Genomic DNA, 23,660 nt, shown 5'->3' with positions numbered 1-23,660 from the left:
GGTTCGCAGAGTTTTGGATATAGCTTTGCGAACCTTGCGTTTTTTTCACTGCGCCCATTGCGGTTGAATCTACACTTACAGAATATTATTTATGAAGCAGAGAAGAAGGAACTTCTCCGAATTTCTTTTTGAATGAAAAGGAGAAATGAGACAAATCTTCAAAACCAACATTCAAATACACATCAGTTGGTGCTTTCCCTTTTTCCTTAATAAGATAATAAGCTTCCTGAAGTCTTTTGTTCAGCAGCCACTTTCCCGGTGTTTCCTGAAAAACTTTCTGAAAATCTCTTTTAAAGGTCGCTAAACTTCTTCCGGTCAGATAAGCAAAGCGGGTAAGGTGTACGTTAAAATGAAAATTCTTATTCATGAAAGCTTCCAGGTCAATTTTGCCGGGTTCGTTAAAGTCAAATAAGATGTCTTTTAGTTCAGGGTTTACTTTGAGTAAAAGATGAACGGCTTCTTTGATTTTTAAATTAAATAAAACTTCATTGTTTTTCTGTTCAACTTCCAGATAAGGCAGGAGTGAAGTCATAAAAGACTGGTAGAGCGGATGGGGATTTAAGGGAATTATTGCGGCTTCGTCAGGTTTCTTCTCAATTTTAAATTGATACTCGTGGTAGATTTCACGCAGGATTTCCTGATCCAAAAACAATGATATTACCTTAAATTCGCCTCCTTCCGGCGGGATTTTTACAAACTTGGCCAGATGATTTCTTTTGCTGATCCGAAAATCGCCCGCTTTGGAATGGTAGGTCTTTTTGCTGTCAGAAGCAATCATTTCGCCTGAAATTTGGTAGCTAAAAACATGCTCGGGTATAAAATGTTCTCCTTCACGACTGCGTGCATAATAACACGAGTACAATATCCTGGGTTTTGTATTTACTTTGATCGGTGACATACTGTAAAGTTACTAAAAAGACACAGAAAATCCGTTTTGTAAAATTTTCTGCGCCTGAAAGTTATTGTTTTCTAATCAATGTTCTCGGTTCCAAATAAGCCTCTAAGCCCAGAATCCCGAATTCTCTCCCGATACCCGATTGTTTGAATCCGCCAAAAGGCGCCATCGGGTCATGTCCGAGTACATTAACCTGAACACGTCCTGCGTTTATTTGGGAGGCAACATTGTAGGCTCTCTCTTCGTTTTCGGAACTTACATAAGCTTGTAATCCGTACGTGGTATCATTGGCGATTTCGATAGCTTCTTCTTCTGTTTTATAAGTGATAATAGATAAAACCGGTCCGAAGATTTCTTCTCTTGCAATCCTCATTTGGTTATTTACGTTTACAAAAACGGTTGGTTTTACAAAGTTTCCGTTTTCCAGTCCTTCCGGTTTTCCTAGACCGCCGATTAGTATTTCAGCGCCTTCATCAATCCCGATCTTGATGTAATTTTGTACACGTTCGTATTGTTTTTGACTCACCATTGGTCCGACTGACGTGGTTTCGTTTTTAGGATCACCAACAATAGTTTTAGATACTACAGCTGTCACCAGATTTTTTACTTCTTCTAATTTGTTTTCCGGTACTAATAAACGTGTTCCGGCAATACAGGCCTGTCCGCTATTCATAAACGCGGCGGCGATTGCCATCGGAATTGCTTTTGACAAATCGGCATCGTCAAGAATAATATTCGGTGATTTTCCGCCCAATTCCAGAGTAACGCGTTTCATGGTATTCACGGCTTCTTTGGCGATCATTTTTCCAACAACAGTGGAGCCGGTAAACGAAATTTTTGCGATATCGGGATTGCGGCTAATTTCCGCGCCAACAACTTCGCCCAGGCCATTCACAATATTAAACACACCTTTTGGTAATCCGGCTTCGTGAAAACATTCCAGTATCAGCTGGGTTTGCTGAGCGCTCATTTCACTTGGTTTGATTACAGCTGTACAGCCCGCAGCGATGGCAGTGGCTAATTTTCCGCAAATAAAACCGAGTTCCACGGAATAATAATTCCCACGACGCCAACAGGTGTCATTTGAACTTCAGATTCACCCATTGTTTTGTTGAAAGTATAAGTGGTTAGAAGTTTGATCGCTGAGGTGAAACTATTTAGCATGTAACTATAGCTGATCGTGGCAAACTGAAAAGTTCCTCCGTATTCTTCAACTGTAATATCAATAAAATCCTGTTTTCTTTTTTCGATGGAGGCCTGCAGATTTTGTAAATACGTAATTCTTTCCGCTATTGTAGTTTTAGAGAAAGTCTTAAAAGCTTTTTTTGCTGCGTCGATTGCGTTAAGAGTGTCTTCAGTATTTCCTAAAACGACTTCCCCTAATTTTTTATTGGTAGTAGGGCTGATAAGGTTAAAACGATCTTTCCCTATAGGGGGTACAAACGCTCCGTTGATGTAAATTTTGTCAATTGTTCTCATGTTTTTTTATTTATGATTTTATTTGACAAAGGTCGGTAGAAATGTAAGGTTCGGCTTTGTTGAAAAGCTCAAAGTGACTTTGTTTAAAAGCTCATTTTTTGATGGGTTGAAAATAAAAAAAAGCCTCTCAGACGAGAAGCTTTATGATTTGCAAACCGAACTTTTTTAAATTTTAAAAGTAACGACTGGTCGTATAGCGTGATTAACTAAGCCTTCGCTGATGCTTCCGTTAAAAAAATGAGCAAATCCCGTTCTTCTGTGTGTGCACATTCCGATAATATCAGCATTTATGGAATTGGAGAAGTTAATAATGCCTTTTTCAATATTGGTGTCATTATAAATATGAGTAGAATAGTTGGTCAGGTTGAATTCAGCGACAAACTCATTCATGGCTTTTTCGATGGTATGTGTTGGTTTAAAACTATTGGGTGTACAAATCGTAACCAGGTGTATTTTTGAATCGAAGAATTGGATGAAGTTTAAAAATTTTTCGAAGGGTTTTTTGCTTTCGTCCGAAAAATCTGATGCGAAAATAATATTTCCCGGATTAAAGTTGGGGATGTCTTTTTTGATCACTAAAACCGGAATTTCTGAATTGCGCACTACTTTCTCAGTGGTCGATCCTATTAATAATTCTTCTACACCCGAATTGCCGTGTGATCCCATTACGATTAAGTCTATTTCGTAATCTTTGCTCACTTGTGCGATGCCGTGGACAGGTTTATCCATTTTTACAATTTCAGTCACAGGAATTCCATCCAGATAAGGCCTTGCGGAAACTTCATCAAGCATTTCGTTGGCTTTTTTCATGAAAAGCATGGTTTCCGGAATGCTTGCACCCCCGGTAATAGCGTCACTCATTTGATGAGGCAGTTCGAGCATGTGTAAAATCACGATTTCAGAACCATTTTTTTTGGCAATTTGAGAAGCAACTTTTAAGGCGTCTTCTGCGTGTTCTGAAAAGTCAGTAGGTAGTAGAATTCGTTTCATAATTTTCGGGATTAATTAGTGTGAATTTCCTTTATTTTAATGCTTACATAAAGATAAGAAATATTTTCTTCGCTATCTATTTATTTTGATTTATAAAAAAAACACTATATTTGCACCGTTATTTATTAAAATCTAAATAATGAGGGGACTAAGTGTCCCCTCTTTTTATAAAATTATGACATTTAAAGAAAAAGTAAACGCATTAATTACAGAAGCTCTTCTGGAAAAGCCATCAGTCTTTCTGATTGATTTATCTATTTCGGATTCTTTTAAAATCAGTGTGGGTTTAGACGGTGATAACGGAGTGGCATTGCAGGATTGTATCGATATTAGTCGTGCAATCGAGAATAATCTGGATCGTGAAGAGCAGGATTTTTCGCTGGAAGTAGCATCAGTTGGAGTAGGATCTCCTTTGAAAATGACAAGGCAATACAAGAAAAATATTGGTAGAACGTTGATTGTTACTACAAATACTGAAAAAATTGAGGCAGAATTAGTGGAAGCTAACGATGTTTTTATAATTTTGTCTTGGGAAGCAAGAGAACCGAAAAAAGTAGGAAAAGGAAAAGAAACAGTTCAAAAAGAGCAACAAATACCTTATACAGAAATTAAAGAGGCAATTGTTACAGTAACATTTTAATTAAAGAATTCGCATGGAAAATTTAGCATTAATCGATTCATTCTCAGAGTTTAAAGATAATAAACTTATTGATCGTGTAACGCTTATGGCAATTTTAGAGGATGTGTTCAGAAATGCATTGAAGAAAAAATACGGTTCTGATGATAACTTCGATATTATCATAAATCCCGACAAAGGAGATATGGAGATCTGGAGAAGAAGAGTAATCGTTGCTGATGAAGATCTGGATTTTGAAAACGAAGAAATTACCCTGACTGAAGCCAGAATGATCGAAGCGGATTTTGAGATTGGTGAAGAAGTTTCCGAAGAAGTTAAATTGATTGATTTAGGAAGAAGAGCTATTTTGGCCTTGCGTCAAAACCTGATTTCTAAAATTCATGAACACGATAATACGAATCTTTATAAGCAATTTAAAGATATTATTGGCGATATTTACACCGCAGAAGTACATCACGTACGTCCAAGAGTTGTAATTCTTGTTGATGATGAAGGAAATGAGATTGTACTTCCAAAGGAAAAACAAATCCCATCCGACTTTTTCCGTAAAGGAGATAACGTTCGCGGAATCATTGAAAGCGTTGAATTAAAAGGAAACAAACCTCAGATTATTATGTCAAGAACTTCTGAGAAGTTTTTGGAGAAATTATTTGAACAGGAAATTCCGGAAGTATTTGATGGTTTGATTACCGTTAAAAATGTAGTTCGTATTCCGGGTGAAAAAGCAAAAGTAGCGGTAGATTCTTATGATGACAGAATTGATCCTGTTGGAGCTTGTGTGGGTATGAAAGGATCCCGTATTCACGGAATTGTTCGTGAGTTAGGAAATGAGAATATCGATGTAATCAACTATACAAGTAATATTCAATTGTTTATTACAAGAGCATTAAGCCCTGCAAAAGTTTCTTCTATCAAAATTGATGAGGAAAATAAAAGAGCCGAAGTGTTCTTAAAACTGGAAGAAGTTTCTAAAGCCATTGGTAGAGGCGGTCATAATATAAAATTAGCGGGTCAGCTGACAGGTTACGAATTAGACGTTATTCGTGAAGGAGACGTTGCGGGTGCAACTGCAGATGAAGACGATGTTGAATTGACAGAGTTTTCAGATGAAATCGAAGACTGGGTAATAGAAGAATTTGCTAAAATAGGATTAGATACTGCAAAAAGTATTTTAAAACAAGAAGTAGAAGATTTAGTAAGAAGAACAGATTTAGAAGAGGAAACTATTCTTGATGTTATGAAAATACTAAAAGAAGAGTTTGATAGCTAGTTATCTGCTCTAACAACACAACGAAAAAGGTAATAATAAAAAGGTTATATGTCTGAAGAGAGAGTAATAAGAATAAACAAGGTTTTAAGGGAATTAAATATTTCGTTAGAAAGAGCTGTTGATTATCTAAAAGATAAGGGAATTGCTATTGACGCAAATCCGAATGCAAAAATTTCTGATAGCGAATTTAATATCCTACAAAGCCAATTTGCGGGCGATAAGGGGAATAAGGAAGCTTCTAAAGAAGTAGGAGAAGAGAAAAGAAAAGAGAAAGAAGCATTACGTGTAGAGCGTGAGAAAGAAATTGAGGACAAACGCAGACAAGACGAAGAGCGCCAGAAACAACAAGAGGTTATAAAAGCCAAAGCTGTTGTGACGGGACCTGTTCAGGTTGGTAAGATAGATTTGAACCCAAAGAAACCAGAGAAGCCTGCGGCTGTTGCTACTCCTGCAGAGGAGCCGGTAAAAGCGGAAGAGCCTAAAGTTGTTGTTGCTGCTCCATCTCAAGAGGAAAAACCTGTTCAAAAAGAAATAGTACAGCCTGAGCCCACAGCTCCTGTAGTTGCTGAGAATAAAGTTGAAAAACCTATTATTACAGAGAAAAAAGAAGTAAAAGTGAATGCCGAAACTCCGACGCCAAAAGTAGCTCAGGAGCCGGTTGTATCAACTGATCCTGCAACTGCAGAGGAGACGATCACTACTCAATATCAAAAGTTATCAGGAACGACACTTACAGGTCAGACAATTGATTTATCTCAATTTAACAAGCCTAAGAAAAAGAAAGAAGATCCTAAGATAACCCCAAATAAACCGGGTGCACCGGGTGCAGGAAATAACGCTAACAAAAATAAGCGTAAAAGAATTGCTCCTAAACCAGGAACACCGGGCGCGCCAAAACCTGCAACAGGTAATGCGCCGGGAACACCAAACCCTAATAAGATTACACCAAATACAGGTGGAGGAGGCTTTAACGCTAACAGAAGTGCAAGACCTGGTTTTGTAAAAGGAAACCGTCCTGCAATTGTTGCTAAAGTTGAGCCTACGGAAGAGGAAGTAAAAAACCAAATTAGAGAGACTCTTGAAAAACTTCAGGGGAAAGGTGGAAAATCAAAAGCAGCCAAATACAGAAGAGATAAAAGAGATACGCACCGTCAGAAATCTGATGAAGAGCAAAGAGCAATTGACGAAGGAAGTAAAACAATTAAAGTTACCGAGTTCGTTACTGTTGGTGAAATTGCAATCATGATGGATGTGCCGATTACTAAAGTAATTGGAACTTGTATGTCACTTGGAATCATGGTTACCATGAACCAGCGTTTAGATGCTGAAACATTAACTATTGTAGCTGACGAGTTTGGTTACGAAGTTGAGTTTATTACAGTTGATATCGAAGACGCCATTGAGGTAATTGAAGATAAAGAAGAAGATTTAGTAGTAAGAGCGCCGATTGTAACTGTAATGGGTCACGTCGATCACGGTAAAACATCTTTACTGGATTATATCCGTAAAGAAAATGTTATCGCTGGTGAGTCAGGAGGTATTACACAACACATTGGAGCGTATGGAGTAACTTTAGATAATGGTCAGAAGATCGCATTCTTAGATACACCGGGTCACGAGGCGTTTACCGCGATGCGTGCACGTGGAGCTCAGGTGACCGATATTGCTATTATCGTAGTAGCGGCGGATGATGATATCATGCCACAAACAAAAGAAGCAATTTCTCACGCACAGGCTGCGGGAGTGCCAATTATATTTGCAATCAATAAAATTGATAAACCAAACGCGAATGTTGAGAAAATCAAAGAGCGTCTGGCCGGTATGAATTTACTTGTTGAAGATTGGGGTGGAAAAATTCAGTCACATGATATTTCTGCAAAAGTTGGAACAGGAGTAAAAGAATTACTGGAAAAAGTTTTATTGGAAGCTGAAATTTTAGATTTAAAATCAAATCCAAATAAAGCAGCACAGGGAACTGTTGTTGAGGCTTTCTTAGATAAAGGAAAAGGATATGTGTCAACAATTTTAGTACAACACGGAACTTTAAAAGTTGGGGATTATATGTTGGCTGGTAAGCATCATGGTAAAATTAAAGCCATGCATGACGAACGTGGACATATCGTTAAAGAAGCAGGCCCGTCGACTCCGGTATCAGTATTAGGTTTAGATGGTGCAGCTACTGCAGGTGATAAATTCAATGTCTTTGAAGACGAAAAAGAAGCAAAACAAATCGCCTCTAAACGTTCTCAATTGATGCGTGAACAATCTGTACGTACACAACGTCATATTACCCTTGATGAAATTGGTCGTCGTATTGCACTTGGTCAGTTTAAAGAATTGAACGTGATTCTTAAAGGAGACGTTGATGGATCTGTTGAAGCATTATCAGATTCGTTCTCTAAACTTTCTACAGAAGAAGTTCAGATTAATATTATCCATAAAGGTGTTGGAGCAATTACCGAAACTGACGTTATGTTGGCTTCTGCTTCTGACGCAATTATCATTGGATTTAACGTTCGTCCTGCCGGAAATGCGAGACAACTTGCAGATAAAGAAGAAATCGATATCCGTTACTACTCTATTATCTACGCAGCTATCGATGACTTGAAAGATGCAATGGAAGGAATGTTAGCTCCTGAGATGAAAGAAGAAATTTTAGGAACTGCTGAAATCCGTGAGATCTTCAAAATTTCTAAAGTAGGTTCTATTGCAGGATGTATGGTAATGGATGGTAAAATTATGAGAACTTCTAAAATTAGAGTGATCAGAGAAGGAGTAGTGGTGCATACAGGTGAGCTTGTGGCATTGAAACGTTTCAAAGATGATGTAAGAGAAGTTTCAAAAGGTTACGATTGTGGTATTCAGATTAAAGGTTACAATGATATCGAAGAAAGAGATGTTATTGAAGCGTACCATGAAGTTGCTATCAAAAAGAAATTGAAATAAAATTCAATAATTATATTTTAAAGTCCCAGCTTTTGTTGGGACTTTTTTTTTGTTCTTCTATTTTTGTGCCGTATCATTATTTTCAAATGCAGGAATATTTTTATTTATTTCAAATTTTAATATTATTTTTGATTAAAATTATTTGACTATGAAACGATTTATATATTCAGGACTTCTTTTTTTAAGTATTTCTACTTTATCTTTTTCACAAGAAGCTGTAGAGAAGAAATCTCCACCGGCAGGAAATGCATTAGTAGGGGATTATTACGGTTCCGATGTTTCTAAAGCATCTGAAAACAAAGCAATATCGGTTGAAAAACTGGAAAGTGGATTGAAGAATTCGAAAAAAGTAGAAAATGTTGCCGTAAAAGGATTAGTAACTGATGTTTGCGAAAAAAGAGGATGCTGGCTGACTATTAAAACAGAAGACGGCTCTCCTTTCTTTGTTAAGATGAAAGATTATGCCTTTTTTGTACCAACCGCTTTGAAAGGAAAGAATGTTGTTTTAGAAGGTACTGCTGAGAAAAAGATCACTTCTGTTGAAGAGCTGAAGCATTACGCGAAAGATGGTAAAAAACCGCAATCAGAAATTGATGCTATTATAACACCAAAAGAAGAAATTCGATTTGTAGCTGATGGAATTAAGGTGGTGAACTAAACACTTCTTTAATTTCAAATGAATAACTACTTATGAAGTCTCAACGAAAGTTGAGGCTTTTTTTATTTAATAGTACCCTAATTTTGTTTTTGGGCTTAAAAATATTTAAATTAATTTTATAAGTTTTTTCTTTTAATTTAAAAATTAACATATGAAAAATCTTATTTTTTGCAAATATATTTATATTTACAAAAAATATAATTTTAGATGAAGATGAAGAAGCCAGTCAGAACATTTTTAAAAATTAGTTTTATCTTAGTGATAACATTTTTAATGCTTAATTGTAGTGATGAATCTCATGACAGTAGCGTTGCAAGAGCCGAATTAGACTTTCAGTCAGCCCAACTGGAAACAGTTCCTCTGGAAAAATCGTTTGATTTTTTTAATGAATTAAATAATGAGCAAATTAACAAAAAAGCTGTAGATGCTAATATTGATCTAAAAATTGATTTATCCTCTTTAGAACAAGTGGCCATCACAGATACAGATGCTAAATTAAATATTGCGACTGCTACGACCGGATTGGAAGGAGTAGAGACGGAAATTTTGCAAATTAAAATAAATGGAGAAGTGCAGACAGTTTTGTTTCATCTTATCCGTGAAAACAGAAAAGCTTCTGTGACTGCCAGAGCGCCCGATGACAATACAGAATTTACGGGCCGTATCTATTCTACTAATCTAAAAGGTGAAGTACTTAGTGGTTTTAAATTCGAAAAGGGAATTGTTACGAATGTGAATATTCCTTCGGCTTATATTAAAGATCCTGTTCCATTAAAAGAAGTTGTTGTTAAAAACACCTACATAGAACCCGTAACAAATGATGCCTATACAAGGATGAATTATCAGTTTGTGCGAACGCAAAACAATGGTTCTGCAATGGGTATCGCTTATGCTGCTTATTACAGCAGGTTAAATATTAAAAATTTTGATGATGGAATTAATGATTCTCAACTAGCACCTTGTTTGCAAAAAATTCTTGATGATTTAAAAAAAACGGGTGCTAGTCCTGGTAACATGATTACTAATTTTACTAATGATCCCTGGAATTCAACCAGATTTAACTGGACGGTGAAAACAGGAAAGTTAGAGTATGGAGTTTCTGGAAATACATCTACTTTGTATAAGATCTCTACACGAGTAACTACAATTTTTGATTCTGAACAATTTCCAAATGCTACTGAATTGTCTTGGGCAAAAACGATTTTACATGAGTCTGTTCATGCTTATCTAGTTACTTATTATAATATTGATAAACCTAATTGGGAGTCCTCCTATCCGGAAATGCTAAAAGATTATGAAGTTACAAAAAGTTTTAATATAGCACATCATGAAGAAATAGCAACAAATTTGGTAAAACAAGTTGGAGCAGTGTTAGAGGTTTATGGTATTAGTAAGGGTTATAAGCTAGACAAACAATTTTATCAGGATATGGCTTGGGGTGGTCTTGAGCAAACGGATGTCTTTAAAAAATTGCCTGTAGCAGATAGAAAAAGAATATCAAATATTCTACAAATTGAATTAAGAGGGGAGGATGATTTAGGTAATGTTAAACCTCAAAAAGGGAAAAAAACTGGTTGCTAATTACTTTTTAATATGAAAAAAAAAATATTTATTTTGTTGTCAATTATTTCAATTTTTATTCTAAATGGTTGTTCTACAAAGAAACAACTTATGTCAACTAATAATGAAGGTGGTTATACAATAAATTTCGGAGTTGGTAAATTAAAAAAAGACGACGAAGATGTTATTATTCGTGGTCATGTTTTTGATTTAAAAACAGGGAAATTACTAAGCAATGCAAAATTGAAAACAGGTTGTTTTGAATTTCGGACAACATCTGATGGAGAATACTCTTTTAGAACTAGAAATCGACAAGAAGATTCTTTTTTTCTAGAAGTAATTGCTTTTTCTTACAGAGCGGTGGAAACGAAGCTTGTTAACATTTATAATCAAAAGGAGGTAATAATTGATTTTTACTTAGCTAAGGATGATAGGCCTTTGATTGAATGTGAAGGAGATGAAATGATTAAAAAAATGCAAAGGGAACTTAATAATTTAAAGTAGATTTTTTATGAACAAGAGAATTTGCATTTTACTTTTGTTTGTTTCCTGGTTGTTTGTTGAAGGCTGTTCTTCTTCTTCTTCTTCTTCTTCTGCAAAAAGCAGACTGATCCCAACAAATAATAAGGGAGGTTGTAGAATGATCGTCATCAAGAAAGATTCTAAATCGAATAATAAAGAGCTCGTAATTAAAGATCGCGTATTTGATGTTAAAACGGATAGTTTGTTGAGTCTTGGAACGCAATTAAATTTTATTTGTACTAAAATTCAAGCTAATCCTCAAGGGGAATATATCTATAAATTTAAAGTAGCAGCTATAGGGGATAAAGTCAAAATCGATAAAGAGGATTATTTTTTTATTGAAGCAATTTCTTTTGGTTATAAAAGGATTCGGACCGATTATCTGGAAATAAATAATGCCAGCGAGATACAAATAGATTTTTATCTCGAACTGGATGATACGCCTCTTGTAGATTGCATGCCTTCTTATTTAGATTCTATAAAGCGTGCACAGAAGGAGAATATATTAAGGTAATTTGTTTAGACAAGATGGTTTACAGTATTGTTGAATTTGATTTAAATCATATAAACATGAAAAAATACAATTGTATTTTATTGATATGCATTTGCTTTTTATTTTTTAATGGTTGCGTGGCTGTTAAGTCAAATTTGAATCCTACAAATAACAAAGGAGGCTATAAAGTAGCAGTGATCAAAAAAAAAATTAAACAGAATCCTAATGAGCTTATGATCAAGGGAAGAGTGTTTGATGTTAAAACGGGTAGTACATTAAATTCTGAAACACGATTAGATATAGCGTGTTCTAAAATTCCGGCCTCCTCGAAAGGGGAATACACTTATAAACTTACAGTAGTAGAAAGAAATAAATTTAAACTTTCTAAAGAAGATTATTTTTTCATAGAAGCAATTTCTTTAGGTTATAAAACCATCCGAACAGATTATTTAGAATTTGATGATGTAAATGAGGTGCAGATTGATTTTTATCTGGAGGAAGAGGATAGGCCACTTATTAATTGTGAAGGAGTATTAGATTCTTATAAATAATTGTAGTTTCTGTCAATTGTATATGTCTGTAGTATAAATGTATGTGATTTATTTGATATGAATAAAAGAAGTTATGATTTATTGGTATTCATTTCCTTTTTGTTTGTTTAGGGATGTTCTTCTTTAAAAAAAGGGGATGCTGGCTAACTATTAAAACAGAAGATGGCTCTCCTTTCTTTGTTAAGATGAAAGATCATGCCTTTTTTGTACCAACGGCTTTAGCTGATGGAATTAAGGTGGTAGAGTAAGGGAGTTGTCAAATTATAGCTCCATGATTATATTTTAGGGTCTCAACGAATGTTGGGACTTTTTTTGTTTTGCTGAGATATGAATGCGGACTTTGAAGGTTTGGACTTTGAGTAAGGAAATTTTACAGGCTCGTACGGTATTTCTGTTTATAAGGGAGGTCTTGTGTTTTATCCATATCGAATGTTCACTGATATTGTAAAAAAATTTATTCGAATTTAATATCGTATTTCAATTCGTAAAAGAAAAGGAAAATTGAGATACGTGGTAGTTTTATTAAATGTATATTGACTCATTTGTAAGATTTTTTGTTTATTTTTGGAATAAATAAAAATCTAATAGATTGAAGATTTTGTATGAGATTAAAGATATTTCATATTATCAGAACACTTGTTGGTGAAAAACTCGGGTCTAAAAGTGCTGTTCAAAAGTTTACAAACGTTGAGGAACTGAGAATAGTAATGCCAGATTTGTTGCATGGTTATCTGTCTGATGAAGAAATGCCAAATAGTTTGGTTTTGTTGGCTCCACCGCCACAACCCGCTTCTGAAACATTCAAATTTGACCTGGAGTACGCTAAGAAAGTTTCGAAATCTAGAGATCAGATCCGTTTTTTGCAAGCTGTTAGCGATGCTAATTTGTCTTTTCCTTATGCGGTGAAGTCCTTTCAGGCGACTTTGGGAATTGAGATTAGTGAAACACTAACACCAAAATTGTATCATCTTATGCGGCGGGTAATGACTGATGCGGGCTTGTCTACTTACACAGCCAAGAATTTTTACAATCGGGAACGTCCGTTCGTGGTTAACAAAGTCAAAACATGCACACCTGAACAAGAAGAAGTATTGCGTAAAGTAGGGTCTTTTCCTTCGGGGCATGCAGCAGTAGGCTGGGCATGGGCATTAGTGTTTGGTGAAATTTTTCCTGATAAAGAAGAGGCAATTCGTAAACGCGGACATGATTTTGGAGAGAGCCGGATTATTTGTAATGCGCACTGGCATAGTGATGTTGAGAAAGGAAGAGAAATGGGTAAGGCTACCGTAGATTGTCTTTGGGTAAATGCGGTTTTTCAGGCTGATCTGGCACTGGTTAAGGAAGAAGTGTTTCAGATTCTCAATTCGTCGAAATAGGAGCGATTAGTGTGATGTACAGAAAAAAGAAAGTCTCAGTCTCGGTTACAGAAATCAGTTTAAAACTGAAAACCGTGACCGAGACTGAGACTTTTTCATGAAATTATTCCGTTGTTGATTACTTGCCAGGCTTCAACAAAAAAACACTTTTATATTTCTTTTTGATTTCAGCTAAGTTTCTCTCCGCTTCGATTCTGGTTTTAAAATTCCCTACAATCACCTTATAGTTTGGCGTATTAAAAATAATTGTTCCGTCAACTGCATAAAACTCTCTTTTAAAATCGTTTAGCGTTTTTTTGGCTTCATCGCTTTTTCCGCTAAAAATTTGAATTCTGTAAGTGTCGTTTGTATTTATTGATGTGTTAATTTTACGTTTATCGTTTAGTAACTGCTCAAATTTTGGGTCCTGATTTAGTGTTAAATTTTGGTCTTGAGCATGAATATTGTAAGCTAAAGTTAGTGTTGTTAATGTTAAGAAAACTCTTGTGGACGGGGTTAAAATTCTCATAATGTGATGGTTTTTATGCAAAAATAGTATTTAAAGTTTATATTGAAAATTTCAATATTATTTAGAATTGATATAAATTGATATTTAAGAGTATTTTAAGGTTTTGAGAATAGTTCATAAGTCGTATTTTTGTGCAAGTTTTAAAAGAAGGTGTTCGGTTTTTGTTGTTTTAATACAGAAAAAACCATACCAAAAATTAGTAGATAATTTTATACTATATGAAAAAGGTGGGTAACCATAATTCGATCTCAAGAAAATTACTTCTTAGCTTATCGCTAACGTTGATTTTCTCCCTAACTTCATTTGCTCAAGATGCTGCTGCTGCTCCCGCGGCGCCTGAAGCTGCTGCTCCGGCTGCAACTACAGGTGGTGATCCAGTAAAAGGGAAGGAACTTTTTAATGCAAATTGCGCTGCATGTCACAAATTAGATGCTAAATCAACTGGTCCTGCTCTTAGAGGAGTGGCTGGTAAACATGACATGGCTTGGATTTACAAGTGGGTGCATAACAGTTCTGACATGATTAAGTCAGGTGATCCTGTTGCAGTTAAGCTTTTTGAAGAAAACAACAAGTCTGTAATGACTTCTTTTCCTCAATTAGCAGAAGCGGATATTGATAATATTATCGCTTATACTTCTGAAGTAAAAGCTGAACCGACTAAGGTTGTTAGTGAATTGCCAACAGGTCCTCAGGCAGGCGGAAGTGGAATTTCTAATAATATCATTTTAGGGGCTCTTGCTCTTGTAATGGCTATTTTAGTGGTGATGTTGTTCATGGTGAACAAAGTACTGACTAAGGTAGCAGCTAATAATGGTATTGTAGTTGCCCCAAGAGAGGCCAGAACGCCAATCTGGAAAGCTTTTGCCAGAAATCAATTTTTAGTATTGGTTACTTCTATATTTCTGCTTTTGGCAAGTGGTTATTTTGTGTATGGATTTTTGATGCAGGTGGGTGTAGATCAAAACTATGAGCCAATTCAGCCTATTCACTATTCTCATAAAATTCACGCTGGTGATAACGAGATCAATTGTAAATATTGTCACTCTGCTGCACGTGTGAGTAAAAATGCAGGTATTCCTTCTTTGAATGTTTGTATGAACTGTCATAAAAATATTTCTGAAGTTGCTGAAACTACTGCTACTGCTGAATACAGTAAAGCATTTTACGACGCTCAAATTCAAAAACTATATGATGCGGTTGGATGGGATAAAGCTAAACAAGCTTACACCGGAAAAACGCAGCCTGTAAAATGGGTTCGTATTCATAATCTTCCTGACTTTGTTTACTTCAATCACTCACAACACGTTTCTGTTGCAGGTGTTGAATGTCAGACTTGTCACGGACCGGTACAGGAATTTGAAATCATGAAGCAATATTCTAAATTAACAATGGGATGGTGTATTGATTGCCATAGAAAAACTGATGTTAAGATGGAAGGAAATGCATATTATGATAAAATTCATGCTGAACTTTCTAAAAAATACGGTGTAGAGAAATTGACTGCAGCGCAAATGGGAGGTTTAGAATGCGGTAAATGCCACTATTAATCGAATTATTAAGATTTTAATATTTATATACAATGTCATCAAACAAAAAATACTGGAAAAGTGTTGAGGAACTAGAAAATAGTTCTATTGTTGAGGCGCTTAGAAATAACGAATTTGTTGAAGAGATTCCTACTGATGAATTTTTAGGAAACGCAGATGCATTAGCTTCATCTGGAACTTCACGTCGTGACTTTTTAAAGTACGTAGGGTTTAGTACTGCAGCCGTAACGCTAGCAGCTTGCGAGGGCCCTGTTCACAAGTCTATACCTTATGTGTTACAACCGGAACAAATCATTCCCGGTGTTGCTGATTACTATGCAACTACTGTTTTTGATGGTTTTGATTTTGCTAACCTATTAGTGAAAACTCGTGAAGGTCGTCCAATTAAAATTGAAAACAATACTATTTCAGGAGCTAAGTTTTCAGCCAATGCAAGAATTCATGCGTCTATTCTGTCGTTATATGACAGTATGCGTCTGAAAGAACCTAAATTGGATGGGAAAAATAGTAGCTGGTCTGCTGTTGATTTGAAAATTAAATCAAGTATTGCTGATGCAAAAGCAAAAGGTGGACAGGTTGTATTGTTGACTAATACTTTAGCAAGTCCTTCTACTGAAAAACTGATTGGTGAATTTATTGCTAAAAACCCGAATGCTAAGCATGTGGTTTATGATGCAGTATCTTCTTCAGAGGCCTTAGATGCATTTCAGACCGTGTATGGTGAGAGAGCTTTAGTTGATTATGATTTTTCAAAAGCTTCTTTAATTGTTTCCGTAGGAGCTGATTTCTTAGGAGACTGGCAAGGTGGAGGATACGATTCAGGATATGCAAAAGGACGTATTCCTCAAAATGGAAAAATGTCCCGTCATTTTCAGTTTGAATCAAACATGACTTTATCCGGAGCTGCTGCTGATAAGCGTATTCCTATGACAGGAGCTGATCAGAAACAAGCTTTGGTTCAAATATATAATATCGTTGCAGGTGCTGCTGTTCCGGTTTCTCTGGAAGCTAAATTTAAAGCAGAAGTGGTTAAAGCTGCTCAGCAATTAAAAGCTGCTGGTTCAAAAGGAGTTTTAGTATCTGGAATTGAAGATAAAAATGCTCAGTTGTTAGTTTTGGCTATCAATCAGGCATTAGCTAGTGAGGCTTTTACTACTGTTGGAACAAGACAGATTAGAAAAGGTTCAAATGCGGTTGTTGCTCAATTATTAAAAGATATGAATGCAGGTAGTGTTCATACTTTAATCATGAGTGGTGTTAACCCTGTTTATACACTGGCAGATTCTGCTTCTTTTGTAGCCGGATTGAAAAAAGTAAAAACATCAGTGGCTTTCTCTTTGAAAGAAGATGAAACTGCATCTGTTACTACAATTGCTGCTCCTGTTGCTCATTATTTAGAAGCTTGGGGTGATGTTGAAATAACAAAAGGAACTTATAGTTTAACACAACCAACTATTCGTCCTATATTTAATACAAAACAATTTCAAGACGTTTTATTGTCATTAAACGGGATTCCTGGAACTTTTTACGATTATATCAAAGCTAATTCTGCTGGTATTACCGTTGGTTCTTCATGGAATAAAGTTTTACATGATGGTGTTTTTGTAGTTGGATCAGCTGCTTTGGCTGGTGGTGCTGTTGATTATGCTGCTGCTGCAAATGCAGTTTCAAAATCAAAACCAGCGGGTGATTTCGAATTGGTGTTATACACTAAAACAGGTTTAGGTGACGGACAACAGGCAAACAACCCTTGGTTGCAGGAGTTCCCGGATCCAATCACAAGAGTTTCATGGGATAACTATGTTACTGTTTCAAATGCAGATGCTAAGAAACTTGGTTTAACAAATGAAATTGTGGCTAACGGTGGTTTAAATGGTAGTTATGCTACTATTACGCTGGCTGATGGCGCTAAGTTAGAAAACGTTCCTGTAATTGTTCAGCCAGGACAAGCTGTTGGTACAGTTGGTTTAGCTGTTGGTTACGGTCGTAAAGCTGCTTTGAAAGAAGAAATGCAGGTAGGTTTAAATGCTTACGCTTTATATAAAAACTTTAATAGTGTTCAGGCTGTTTCTATTGTGAAAGCAAATGGAGTGCACGAGTTTGCTTGTGTTCAGGGTCAGAAAACTTTAATGGGTAGAGGAGATATTATTAAGGAAACTACTCTTGAGGTATTTAACACTAAAGATGCTGAACATTGGAATCAACAACCAATGGTATCTTTGGATCACCAGGAAGTAGAGGCTACAACAGTAGATTTATGGGAATCATTTGATCGTTCTACAGGACATCACTTTAACCTTTCAATCGACTTAAATGCTTGTACAGGATGTGGGGCATGTGTTATTGCCTGTCATGCTGAAAACAATGTACCTGTTGTAGGAAAAGCTGAAGTAAGAAGAAGCCGTGATATGCACTGGTTGCGTATTGACAGATATTATTCTTCTGAAAGCACTTTTGAAGGTGATAATGAAAGAAAAGAGAATATTGCAGGTTTATCCAGCTCATTGTCTACCTTTAGTGAAATGGAAAAAGCAGGAGATAATCCTCAGGTTGCTTTCCAGCCAGTAATGTGTCAGCACTGTAATCACGCACCTTGTGAAACAGTTTGTCCGGTTGCTGCAACTTCTCATGGTCGTGAGGGGCAAAATCATATGGCATACAACAGATGTGTTGGTACTCGTTACTGTGCAAACAACTGTCCGTATAAAGTACGTCGTTTTAACTGGTTCTTGTACAACAAAAACAGTGAGTTCGATTATCACATGAATGATGATTTAGGTCGTATGGTATTAAACCCAGACGTAAATGTTCGTTCTCGTGGAGTTATGGAAAAATGTTCTATGTGTATTCAAATGACACAAGCTACAAAATTGAAAGCGAAAAATGAAGGACGTCCGGTTGTTGATGGTGAATTCCAGACAGCTTGTTCAAGCGCTTGTTCTTCTGGAGCAATGATCTTTGGAGATGTTAATGATAAAGAAAGTAAAGTTGCTAAATTGGCAGCTGATGAAAGATCATACCATTTATTGGAGCATGTTGGAACAAAACCTAATGTGGTTTACCATGTTAAAGTTAGAAATACTTAGAATAAATTATTAATTAAGAAACATATAAAGGATTATGTCGTCTCACTACGAAGCACCCATTAGAAAACCTTTAGTTATAGGTGATAAATCTTATCACGATGTAACTGTAGATGTAGCTGCGCCTGTTGAAGGTCCTGCAAATAAGCATTGGTGGATTGTATTTTCAATCGCATTAACAGCCTTCCTTTGGGGATTAGGTTGTATAATTTACACCGTATCTACCGGTATTGGAACATGGGGATTAAATAAAACAGTTGGTTGGGCCTGGGATATCACAAACTTCGTTTGGTGGGTTGGTATTGGTCACGCCGGAACATTAATTTCTGCGGTATTATTACTTTTCCGTCAGCGTTGGAGAATGGCCATTAACCGTTCTGCAGAAGCGATGACTATCTTTTCAGTAGTTCAGGCAGGTTTGTTTCCAATTATTCACATGGGGCGTCCATGGTTAGCATACTGGGTTTTACCTATTCCGAATCAGTTTGGATCTTTATGGGTAAACTTTAACTCACCATTGCTTTGGGACGTGTTCGCAATTTCAACGTATCTTTCGGTATCATTAGTTTTCTGGTGGACTGGTTTATTGCCTGATTTTGCAATGCTGCGTGACAGAGCGGTTACTCCTTTCACTAAAAGAGTTTATTCTATTCTAAGTTTCGGATGGAGCGGTAGAGCAAAAGACTGGCAGCGTTTTGAAGAAGTATCATTAGTATTGGCTGGTTTGGCTACTCCTCTTGTACTTTCTGTACACACGATTGTATCGATGGACTTTGCTACTTCTGTAATTCCTGGATGGCATACTACAATTTTCCCTCCTTACTTCGTTGCAGGAGCGGTATTCTCAGGATTTGCAATGGTAAATACATTGTTGATTATCATGAGAAAAGTTTCTAACCTTGAAGCTTATATTACACTTCAGCATATCGAATTAATGAACATTGTAATTATGATTACAGGTTCTATCGTGGGTGTTGCTTACATAACTGAGCTATTTGTAGCCTGGTATTCAGGTGTAGAATATGAGCAGTATGCATTCTTAAACAGAGCTACCGGACCTTACTGGTGGGCCTATTGGTCAATGATGACTTGTAACGTTTTCTCTCCGCAATTCATGTGGTTCAAGAAATTAAGAACAAGTATCATGTTCTCATTTATTATTTCGATTGTAGTAAACATCGGAATGTGGTTTGAAAGATTCGTAATTATCGTTACTTCTTTACATAGAGATTATCTTCCGTCTTCATGGACAATGTTTTCACCAACATTTGTTGACATTGGAATTTTCATCGGAACAATTGGTTTCTTTTTCGTATTGTTTTTATTGTACTCAAGAACATTCCCTGTAATTGCTCAGGCGGAGGTTAAAACAATTTTGAAAGGAACAGGAGATAATTACATTAGAGAAAGAGCAAATAAAGATTCACATCATGAGTAATAAAGTAATATACGCCATTTATAATGACGATGATATTTTGATGGATGCAGTAAAGAAAACCAGAGCTGCACATCATCATATTGAAGAAGTTTTTACTCCATTCCCAGTTCACGGATTGGATAAAGCTATGGGACTAGCACCAACAAGATTAGCAATTTGTGCTTTTTTATACGGATGTGTTGGTATCTCTGTTGCAACAACAATGATGAGTTATATTATGATTCATGACTGGCCACAGGATATTGGTGGAAAACCAAGTTTTAGTTTTATTCAGAATATGCCCTCTTTTGTGCCTATTATGTTTGAGATGACTGTATTTTTTGCTGCCCACTTAATGGTAATCACTTTTTATATGAGAAGTAGATTATGGCCATTTAAAGAAGCTGAAAATCCTGATGTAAGAACAACAGATGACCATTTTTTAATGGAAGTTGCTGTAAACGATAACGAAGCAGAACTAGTTTCTTTCTTTGAAGGTACAGGAGCAGTTGAAGTTAAAGTAATTGAAAAGAATTAATTGTAGCTATGAAAAGGATATATAAAATAACACTTTTAGTTGGTATAACTATTTTAGTTTCATCTTGCCACAATAATTCGGCACCAAACTATCAGTATTTCCCTAATATGTATGAGTCTGTAGGTTATGAAACTTATTCAGAAGCAAAAATATTTAAAGGTGGAAAAGAAGGACAGCTTCCTGTAGAAGGAACTATCAACAGAGGTTTTGAACCTTATGAATATGAAAATTCAACTGCTGGTTATGAATTGGCTAAAGCTAATTTAAAATCACCTTTGGATTCTATCGAGAGAAACTCAGGAAAAGGTAAAGAACTTTTCGAAATTTATTGTATCAGCTGCCATGGCGCAACTGGAAACGGTAAAGGTAAATTGGTTGAAAGAGAAAAATTTCTTGGAGTACCTAGCTACAAAGACAGAGTAATCACTGAAGGAAGTATCTTTCACGTTGAAACTTATGGTTTAAATGCAATGGGTTCACATGCAAATCAATTAAGTGCCCACGAACGTTGGTTAGTTGCTGACTATGTTCTAAAACTAAAAAGCCAATTATAATTGTTGAACAAACTGATCGTAATAGATATGTATACATTTTCAAGTAAATTAAAAACTTTTTCTATCATCCTAATGGTTCTTGGCCTATTAGGAATTGGGTATGGTTTTTTAAGTGCGCCTAAAGATATTCAAGAAGTTGAAAAAATACTAGCTGCAGATGCACATGGTTCTCATGGTGCAGCACATGAAGCTACTGCTGAGGCTTCTCACAAAGAAGCAGGTCACCATGAAGCTGCAGAAGCTTCTCATGAATCGCACAAAGGTGGGGAGCATGAAAAAGTAAATGCTGGTGATGAGCATGAAAAACATTTGGAACATGTATTGCACCAATTGCAAAATAAGCCTTGGTCTGCTTTATATGTTGCCTGTATTTTCTTCTTACTGCTTTCTATGGGTACTTTAGCATTTTATGCTATTCAACAAGTTGCCCAGGCAGGATGGTCTCCGGTTTTGTTTAGAGTAATGCAGGGAATCACGGCTTACTTGCCTGTTGGTTCTGTCATTTTCTTTATTATACTAGTACTTTGCGGACTGCATTTCAATCACATATTTGTATGGCTGGATAAAGGAATTACAGATCCTGCAAGCGCAAATTATGATGAAATTATTGCTGGTAAAGCAGGTTATTTAAATTTTTATTTCTGGATTATCAGAGCGGCTATCTTTTTAATAGGATGGAATTTATATCGTTACCAATCAAGAAAAAATTGTTTAGCTCAGGATGATGCTAATGATGATTTGAACTACAAAAAGAACTTTAAATTAACTGCTGGTTTCTTAGTATTCTTTATTGTATCTGAGTCTATAATGTCTTGGGACTGGATTATGTCGATTGATCCGCACTGGTTCAGTACATTATTCGGATGGTATGTATTCGCTTCATTCTTTGTAAGTGGTATTACTACTATTGCATTAGTAACAGTATACTTAAAATCAAAAGGATATTTAGAGTATGTAAATACAAGCCACATACACGATTTAGCTAAATTTATGTTTGGTATCAGTGTTTTCTGGACGTACTTATGGTTCTCTCAGTTCATGTTGATCTGGTATGCTAATATTCCTGAAGAGGTTACTTATTTTATAACAAGAATCGAGTTGTATAACTTACCATTCTTCGGAGCTGTAGTAATGAACTTTGTTTTTCCATTATTAATATTGATCAATACAGACTTCAAACGTCTTAGCTGGGTTATTGTAATGGCTGGTATTGTTATCTTATTAGGTCACTACGTTGATTTCTTTAATATGATTATGCCTGGTACAGTTGGAGATAAATGGTTTATTGGAGTTCCTGAAATTGCATCTATTCTTTTCTTCTTAGGTTTGTTTATTTTTGTGGTATTTACTGCATTGACTAAAGCTCCTCTATTAGCAAAAAGAAATCCTTTCATTGAAGAAAGTAAACATTTTCATTATTAATATTTAAAGAAGTAAACAGATGACAAGTTTGTTGGTAATTATAGTTTTAGTTTTATTAGCAGTTGCATTATGGCAATTGACCAGGATATTTGATCTTACTCAAGTAGGATCCTCTTCGGACGATTCTCAGGTTGCATCCGATAATGATAATAATATTCAGGGATATGTTATGTTTGGCTTTTTAGCTTTCATTTATATATTTACGATTTATGGTTTACTAAAATGGGGTCATTTAGCACTTCATACTCCTGCTTCCGAGCATGGTCTTTTAGTAGATAATTTGATGAATATTACCTGGGTTTTAATTTTTATTGTTCAGTTTATTACGCAAGGTTTATTATACTGGTTTTCATTTAAAAACAGAGGACATAAAGACAGAAAGGCTTTATTCTTTGCCGACAGCAGCAAATTGGAAGCGATTTGGAGTATTATTCCTTCTATTGTTTTAGCTTGCTTAATTCTTTACGGATTATATGCATGGAATAATATTATGTTTGTTGATAAGGATGAAGATGTTATTGAAATTGAATTATATGCGCAACAATTTAAATGGACAGCAAGATATGCCGGAAAAGACAATGTTCTTGGAAAAGCGAATGTTCGTTTAATAGAAGGTGTTAATACATTAGGAGTTGACATGTCAGATCCTAATGCTCAGGATGATATCGTAGTTTCTGAATTGCATATTCCTAAAGGTAAAAAAATACATTTCAAGATGCGTTCTCAAGACGTATTGCACTCCGCATACATGCCTCATTTTAGAGCGCAAATGAACTGTGTTCCGGGTATGGTTACTGAATTTGCATTCATTCCAACTTATACAACTGCTGAATACAGAGAGTTGCCTTTTATGATTGAAAAAGTGGCAAATATCAACAAGCTAAGAGCTGAAAAAAGTGTAGAGTTGCTTGCTAAAGGAGGAACAGCTTTAGATCCTTACACATTTGATTATCTATTATTATGTAATAAAATTTGTGGAGCTTCTCATTACAACATGCAAATGAAAGTAGTTGTTGATTCTCCGGAAGATTATAAAAAATGGTTAAGCGAAAAAACTACATTAACTCAGGACATTAAAGCTGCTGCCGCTGCTGAAAAACCTGCTGAAGCAGTAAAAGCTCCAACTACAGATAGTACAGCTAAAGACACAGTAAAAGCAGTTATTGATACTGTTAAAGCTGTTGTAGCTAAAGTGGCTATGAAATAATATTTAT

At 35.8% G+C, this 23,660-nt stretch carries 20 protein-coding genes and 1 pseudogene; 17 read left to right on the top strand and 4 right to left on the bottom strand.

The window, feature by feature from the left end; all coding sequences use genetic code 11:
- Nucleotides 1-85: 85 nt before the first annotated feature.
- The 3 genes and pseudogenes from D0817_RS07165 to D0817_RS07155 all read right to left on the bottom strand — a co-directional run bounded on the left by D0817_RS07165 (nt 86) and on the right by D0817_RS07155 (nt 3,364).
- Nucleotides 86-898, bottom strand: coding sequence for a helix-turn-helix domain-containing protein (locus D0817_RS07165; protein WP_127337721.1), 813 nt, complete (start codon nt 896-898; stop codon nt 86-88).
- Between the two features lie 61 nt (nt 899-959).
- A pseudogene (locus tag D0817_RS07160) lies at nt 960-2,374 on the bottom strand (aldehyde dehydrogenase family protein).
- Nucleotides 2,375-2,539: 165 nt separating this feature from the next.
- Nucleotides 2,540-3,364, bottom strand: a complete 825-nt coding sequence (locus D0817_RS07155; protein WP_127337720.1) for a universal stress protein — start codon at nt 3,362-3,364, stop codon at nt 2,540-2,542.
- A 175-nt stretch (nt 3,365-3,539) separates the two neighbouring features.
- Here D0817_RS07155 and rimP point away from each other — a divergent pair, with 175 nt between their 5' ends.
- The 10 genes from rimP (at nt 3,540) to D0817_RS07105 (ending at nt 13,377) form a co-directional block, all read left to right on the top strand.
- Nucleotides 3,540-4,004 carry a ribosome assembly cofactor RimP gene (gene rimP / locus D0817_RS07150; protein ID WP_167470930.1) on the top strand — a complete coding sequence of 155 codons (465 nt, stop codon included), beginning with the start codon at nt 3,540-3,542 and terminating at the stop codon, nt 4,002-4,004.
- Between the two features lie 13 nt (nt 4,005-4,017).
- On the top strand, nt 4,018-5,271 hold the full coding sequence (nusA, locus tag D0817_RS07145; RefSeq protein ID WP_127337718.1) for a transcription termination factor NusA: 1,254 nt from the start codon (nt 4,018-4,020) through the stop codon (nt 5,269-5,271).
- Nucleotides 5,272-5,319: 48 nt separating this feature from the next.
- A complete protein-coding gene (gene infB / locus D0817_RS07140; protein ID WP_127337717.1) occupies nt 5,320-8,217 on the top strand; it encodes a translation initiation factor IF-2 in 2,898 nt (965 codons plus the stop codon).
- A 148-nt stretch (nt 8,218-8,365) separates the two neighbouring features.
- A complete protein-coding gene (locus tag D0817_RS07135) occupies nt 8,366-8,875 on the top strand; it encodes a DUF4920 domain-containing protein (RefSeq protein WP_127337716.1) in 510 nt (169 codons plus the stop codon).
- Nucleotides 8,876-9,088: 213 nt separating this feature from the next.
- Complete coding sequence (locus D0817_RS07130; protein WP_127337715.1) at nt 9,089-10,456, top strand: hypothetical protein; 1,368 nt, start codon at nt 9,089-9,091, stop codon at nt 10,454-10,456.
- A gap of 12 nt (nt 10,457-10,468) precedes the next feature.
- Complete coding sequence (locus D0817_RS07125) at nt 10,469-10,939, top strand: hypothetical protein (RefSeq protein ID WP_127337714.1); 471 nt, start codon at nt 10,469-10,471, stop codon at nt 10,937-10,939.
- Between the two features lie 7 nt (nt 10,940-10,946).
- On the top strand, nt 10,947-11,471 hold the full coding sequence (locus tag D0817_RS07120; RefSeq protein ID WP_127337713.1) for a hypothetical protein: 525 nt from the start codon (nt 10,947-10,949) through the stop codon (nt 11,469-11,471).
- Between the two features lie 56 nt (nt 11,472-11,527).
- The gene (locus D0817_RS07115; protein ID WP_127337712.1) at nt 11,528-12,001 is read left to right on the top strand and encodes a hypothetical protein; all 474 of its coding nucleotides are present in this window, start codon (nt 11,528-11,530) and stop codon (nt 11,999-12,001) included.
- A gap of 113 nt (nt 12,002-12,114) precedes the next feature.
- Nucleotides 12,115-12,249 (top strand): DUF4920 domain-containing protein, encoded by a 135-nt coding sequence (locus tag D0817_RS07110; protein WP_238160838.1) that lies wholly within the window; start codon nt 12,115-12,117, stop codon nt 12,247-12,249.
- A gap of 354 nt (nt 12,250-12,603) precedes the next feature.
- Nucleotides 12,604-13,377, top strand: a complete 774-nt coding sequence (locus D0817_RS07105; RefSeq protein WP_127337711.1) for an acid phosphatase — start codon at nt 12,604-12,606, stop codon at nt 13,375-13,377.
- A gap of 118 nt (nt 13,378-13,495) precedes the next feature.
- On the opposite strand, the gene D0817_RS07100 is transcribed toward D0817_RS07105, so the two are convergent.
- Nucleotides 13,496-13,885: an SPOR domain-containing protein gene (locus D0817_RS07100; RefSeq protein WP_127337710.1), complete on the bottom strand. Its 390-nt coding sequence runs from the start codon at nt 13,883-13,885 to the stop codon at nt 13,496-13,498.
- Between the two features lie 218 nt (nt 13,886-14,103).
- Between D0817_RS07100 and D0817_RS07095 the strand changes: the two genes are divergently transcribed.
- From D0817_RS07095 to D0817_RS07065, 7 genes are read left to right on the top strand one after another with little or no spacing between them, the layout of a single operon-like run.
- Nucleotides 14,104-15,432, top strand: coding sequence for a c-type cytochrome (locus D0817_RS07095; protein WP_127337709.1), 1,329 nt, complete (start codon nt 14,104-14,106; stop codon nt 15,430-15,432).
- A gap of 32 nt (nt 15,433-15,464) precedes the next feature.
- Nucleotides 15,465-18,518, top strand: a complete 3,054-nt coding sequence (locus D0817_RS07090; protein WP_127337708.1) for a TAT-variant-translocated molybdopterin oxidoreductase — start codon at nt 15,465-15,467, stop codon at nt 18,516-18,518.
- A 34-nt stretch (nt 18,519-18,552) separates the two neighbouring features.
- Nucleotides 18,553-19,953: an NrfD/PsrC family molybdoenzyme membrane anchor subunit gene (gene nrfD / locus D0817_RS07085; RefSeq protein ID WP_127337707.1), complete on the top strand. Its 1,401-nt coding sequence runs from the start codon at nt 18,553-18,555 to the stop codon at nt 19,951-19,953.
- Nucleotides 19,946-20,470, top strand: coding sequence for a DUF3341 domain-containing protein (locus D0817_RS07080; protein WP_127337706.1), 525 nt, complete (start codon nt 19,946-19,948; stop codon nt 20,468-20,470). The genes nrfD and D0817_RS07080 overlap by 8 nt, the downstream gene beginning before the upstream one ends.
- An 8-nt stretch (nt 20,471-20,478) precedes the next feature.
- On the top strand, nt 20,479-21,024 hold the full coding sequence (locus tag D0817_RS07075; RefSeq protein ID WP_042566281.1) for a c-type cytochrome: 546 nt from the start codon (nt 20,479-20,481) through the stop codon (nt 21,022-21,024).
- Nucleotides 21,025-21,051: 27 nt separating this feature from the next.
- Nucleotides 21,052-22,446, top strand: a complete 1,395-nt coding sequence (locus D0817_RS07070; RefSeq protein ID WP_127337705.1) for a quinol:cytochrome C oxidoreductase — start codon at nt 21,052-21,054, stop codon at nt 22,444-22,446.
- Between the two features lie 19 nt (nt 22,447-22,465).
- Entirely contained in the window at nt 22,466-23,653 is a 1,188-nt protein-coding gene (locus tag D0817_RS07065; RefSeq protein ID WP_127337704.1) for a cytochrome c oxidase subunit II, read from the top strand.
- The last annotated feature ends 7 nt before the right edge of the window (nt 23,654-23,660 follow it).

This window comes from Flavobacterium cupreum (genome assembly GCF_003996965.1).
Taxonomy (GTDB): domain Bacteria; phylum Bacteroidota; class Bacteroidia; order Flavobacteriales; family Flavobacteriaceae; genus Flavobacterium; species Flavobacterium cupreum.
This window is presented reverse-complemented; position numbering and strand designations above follow the sequence as displayed.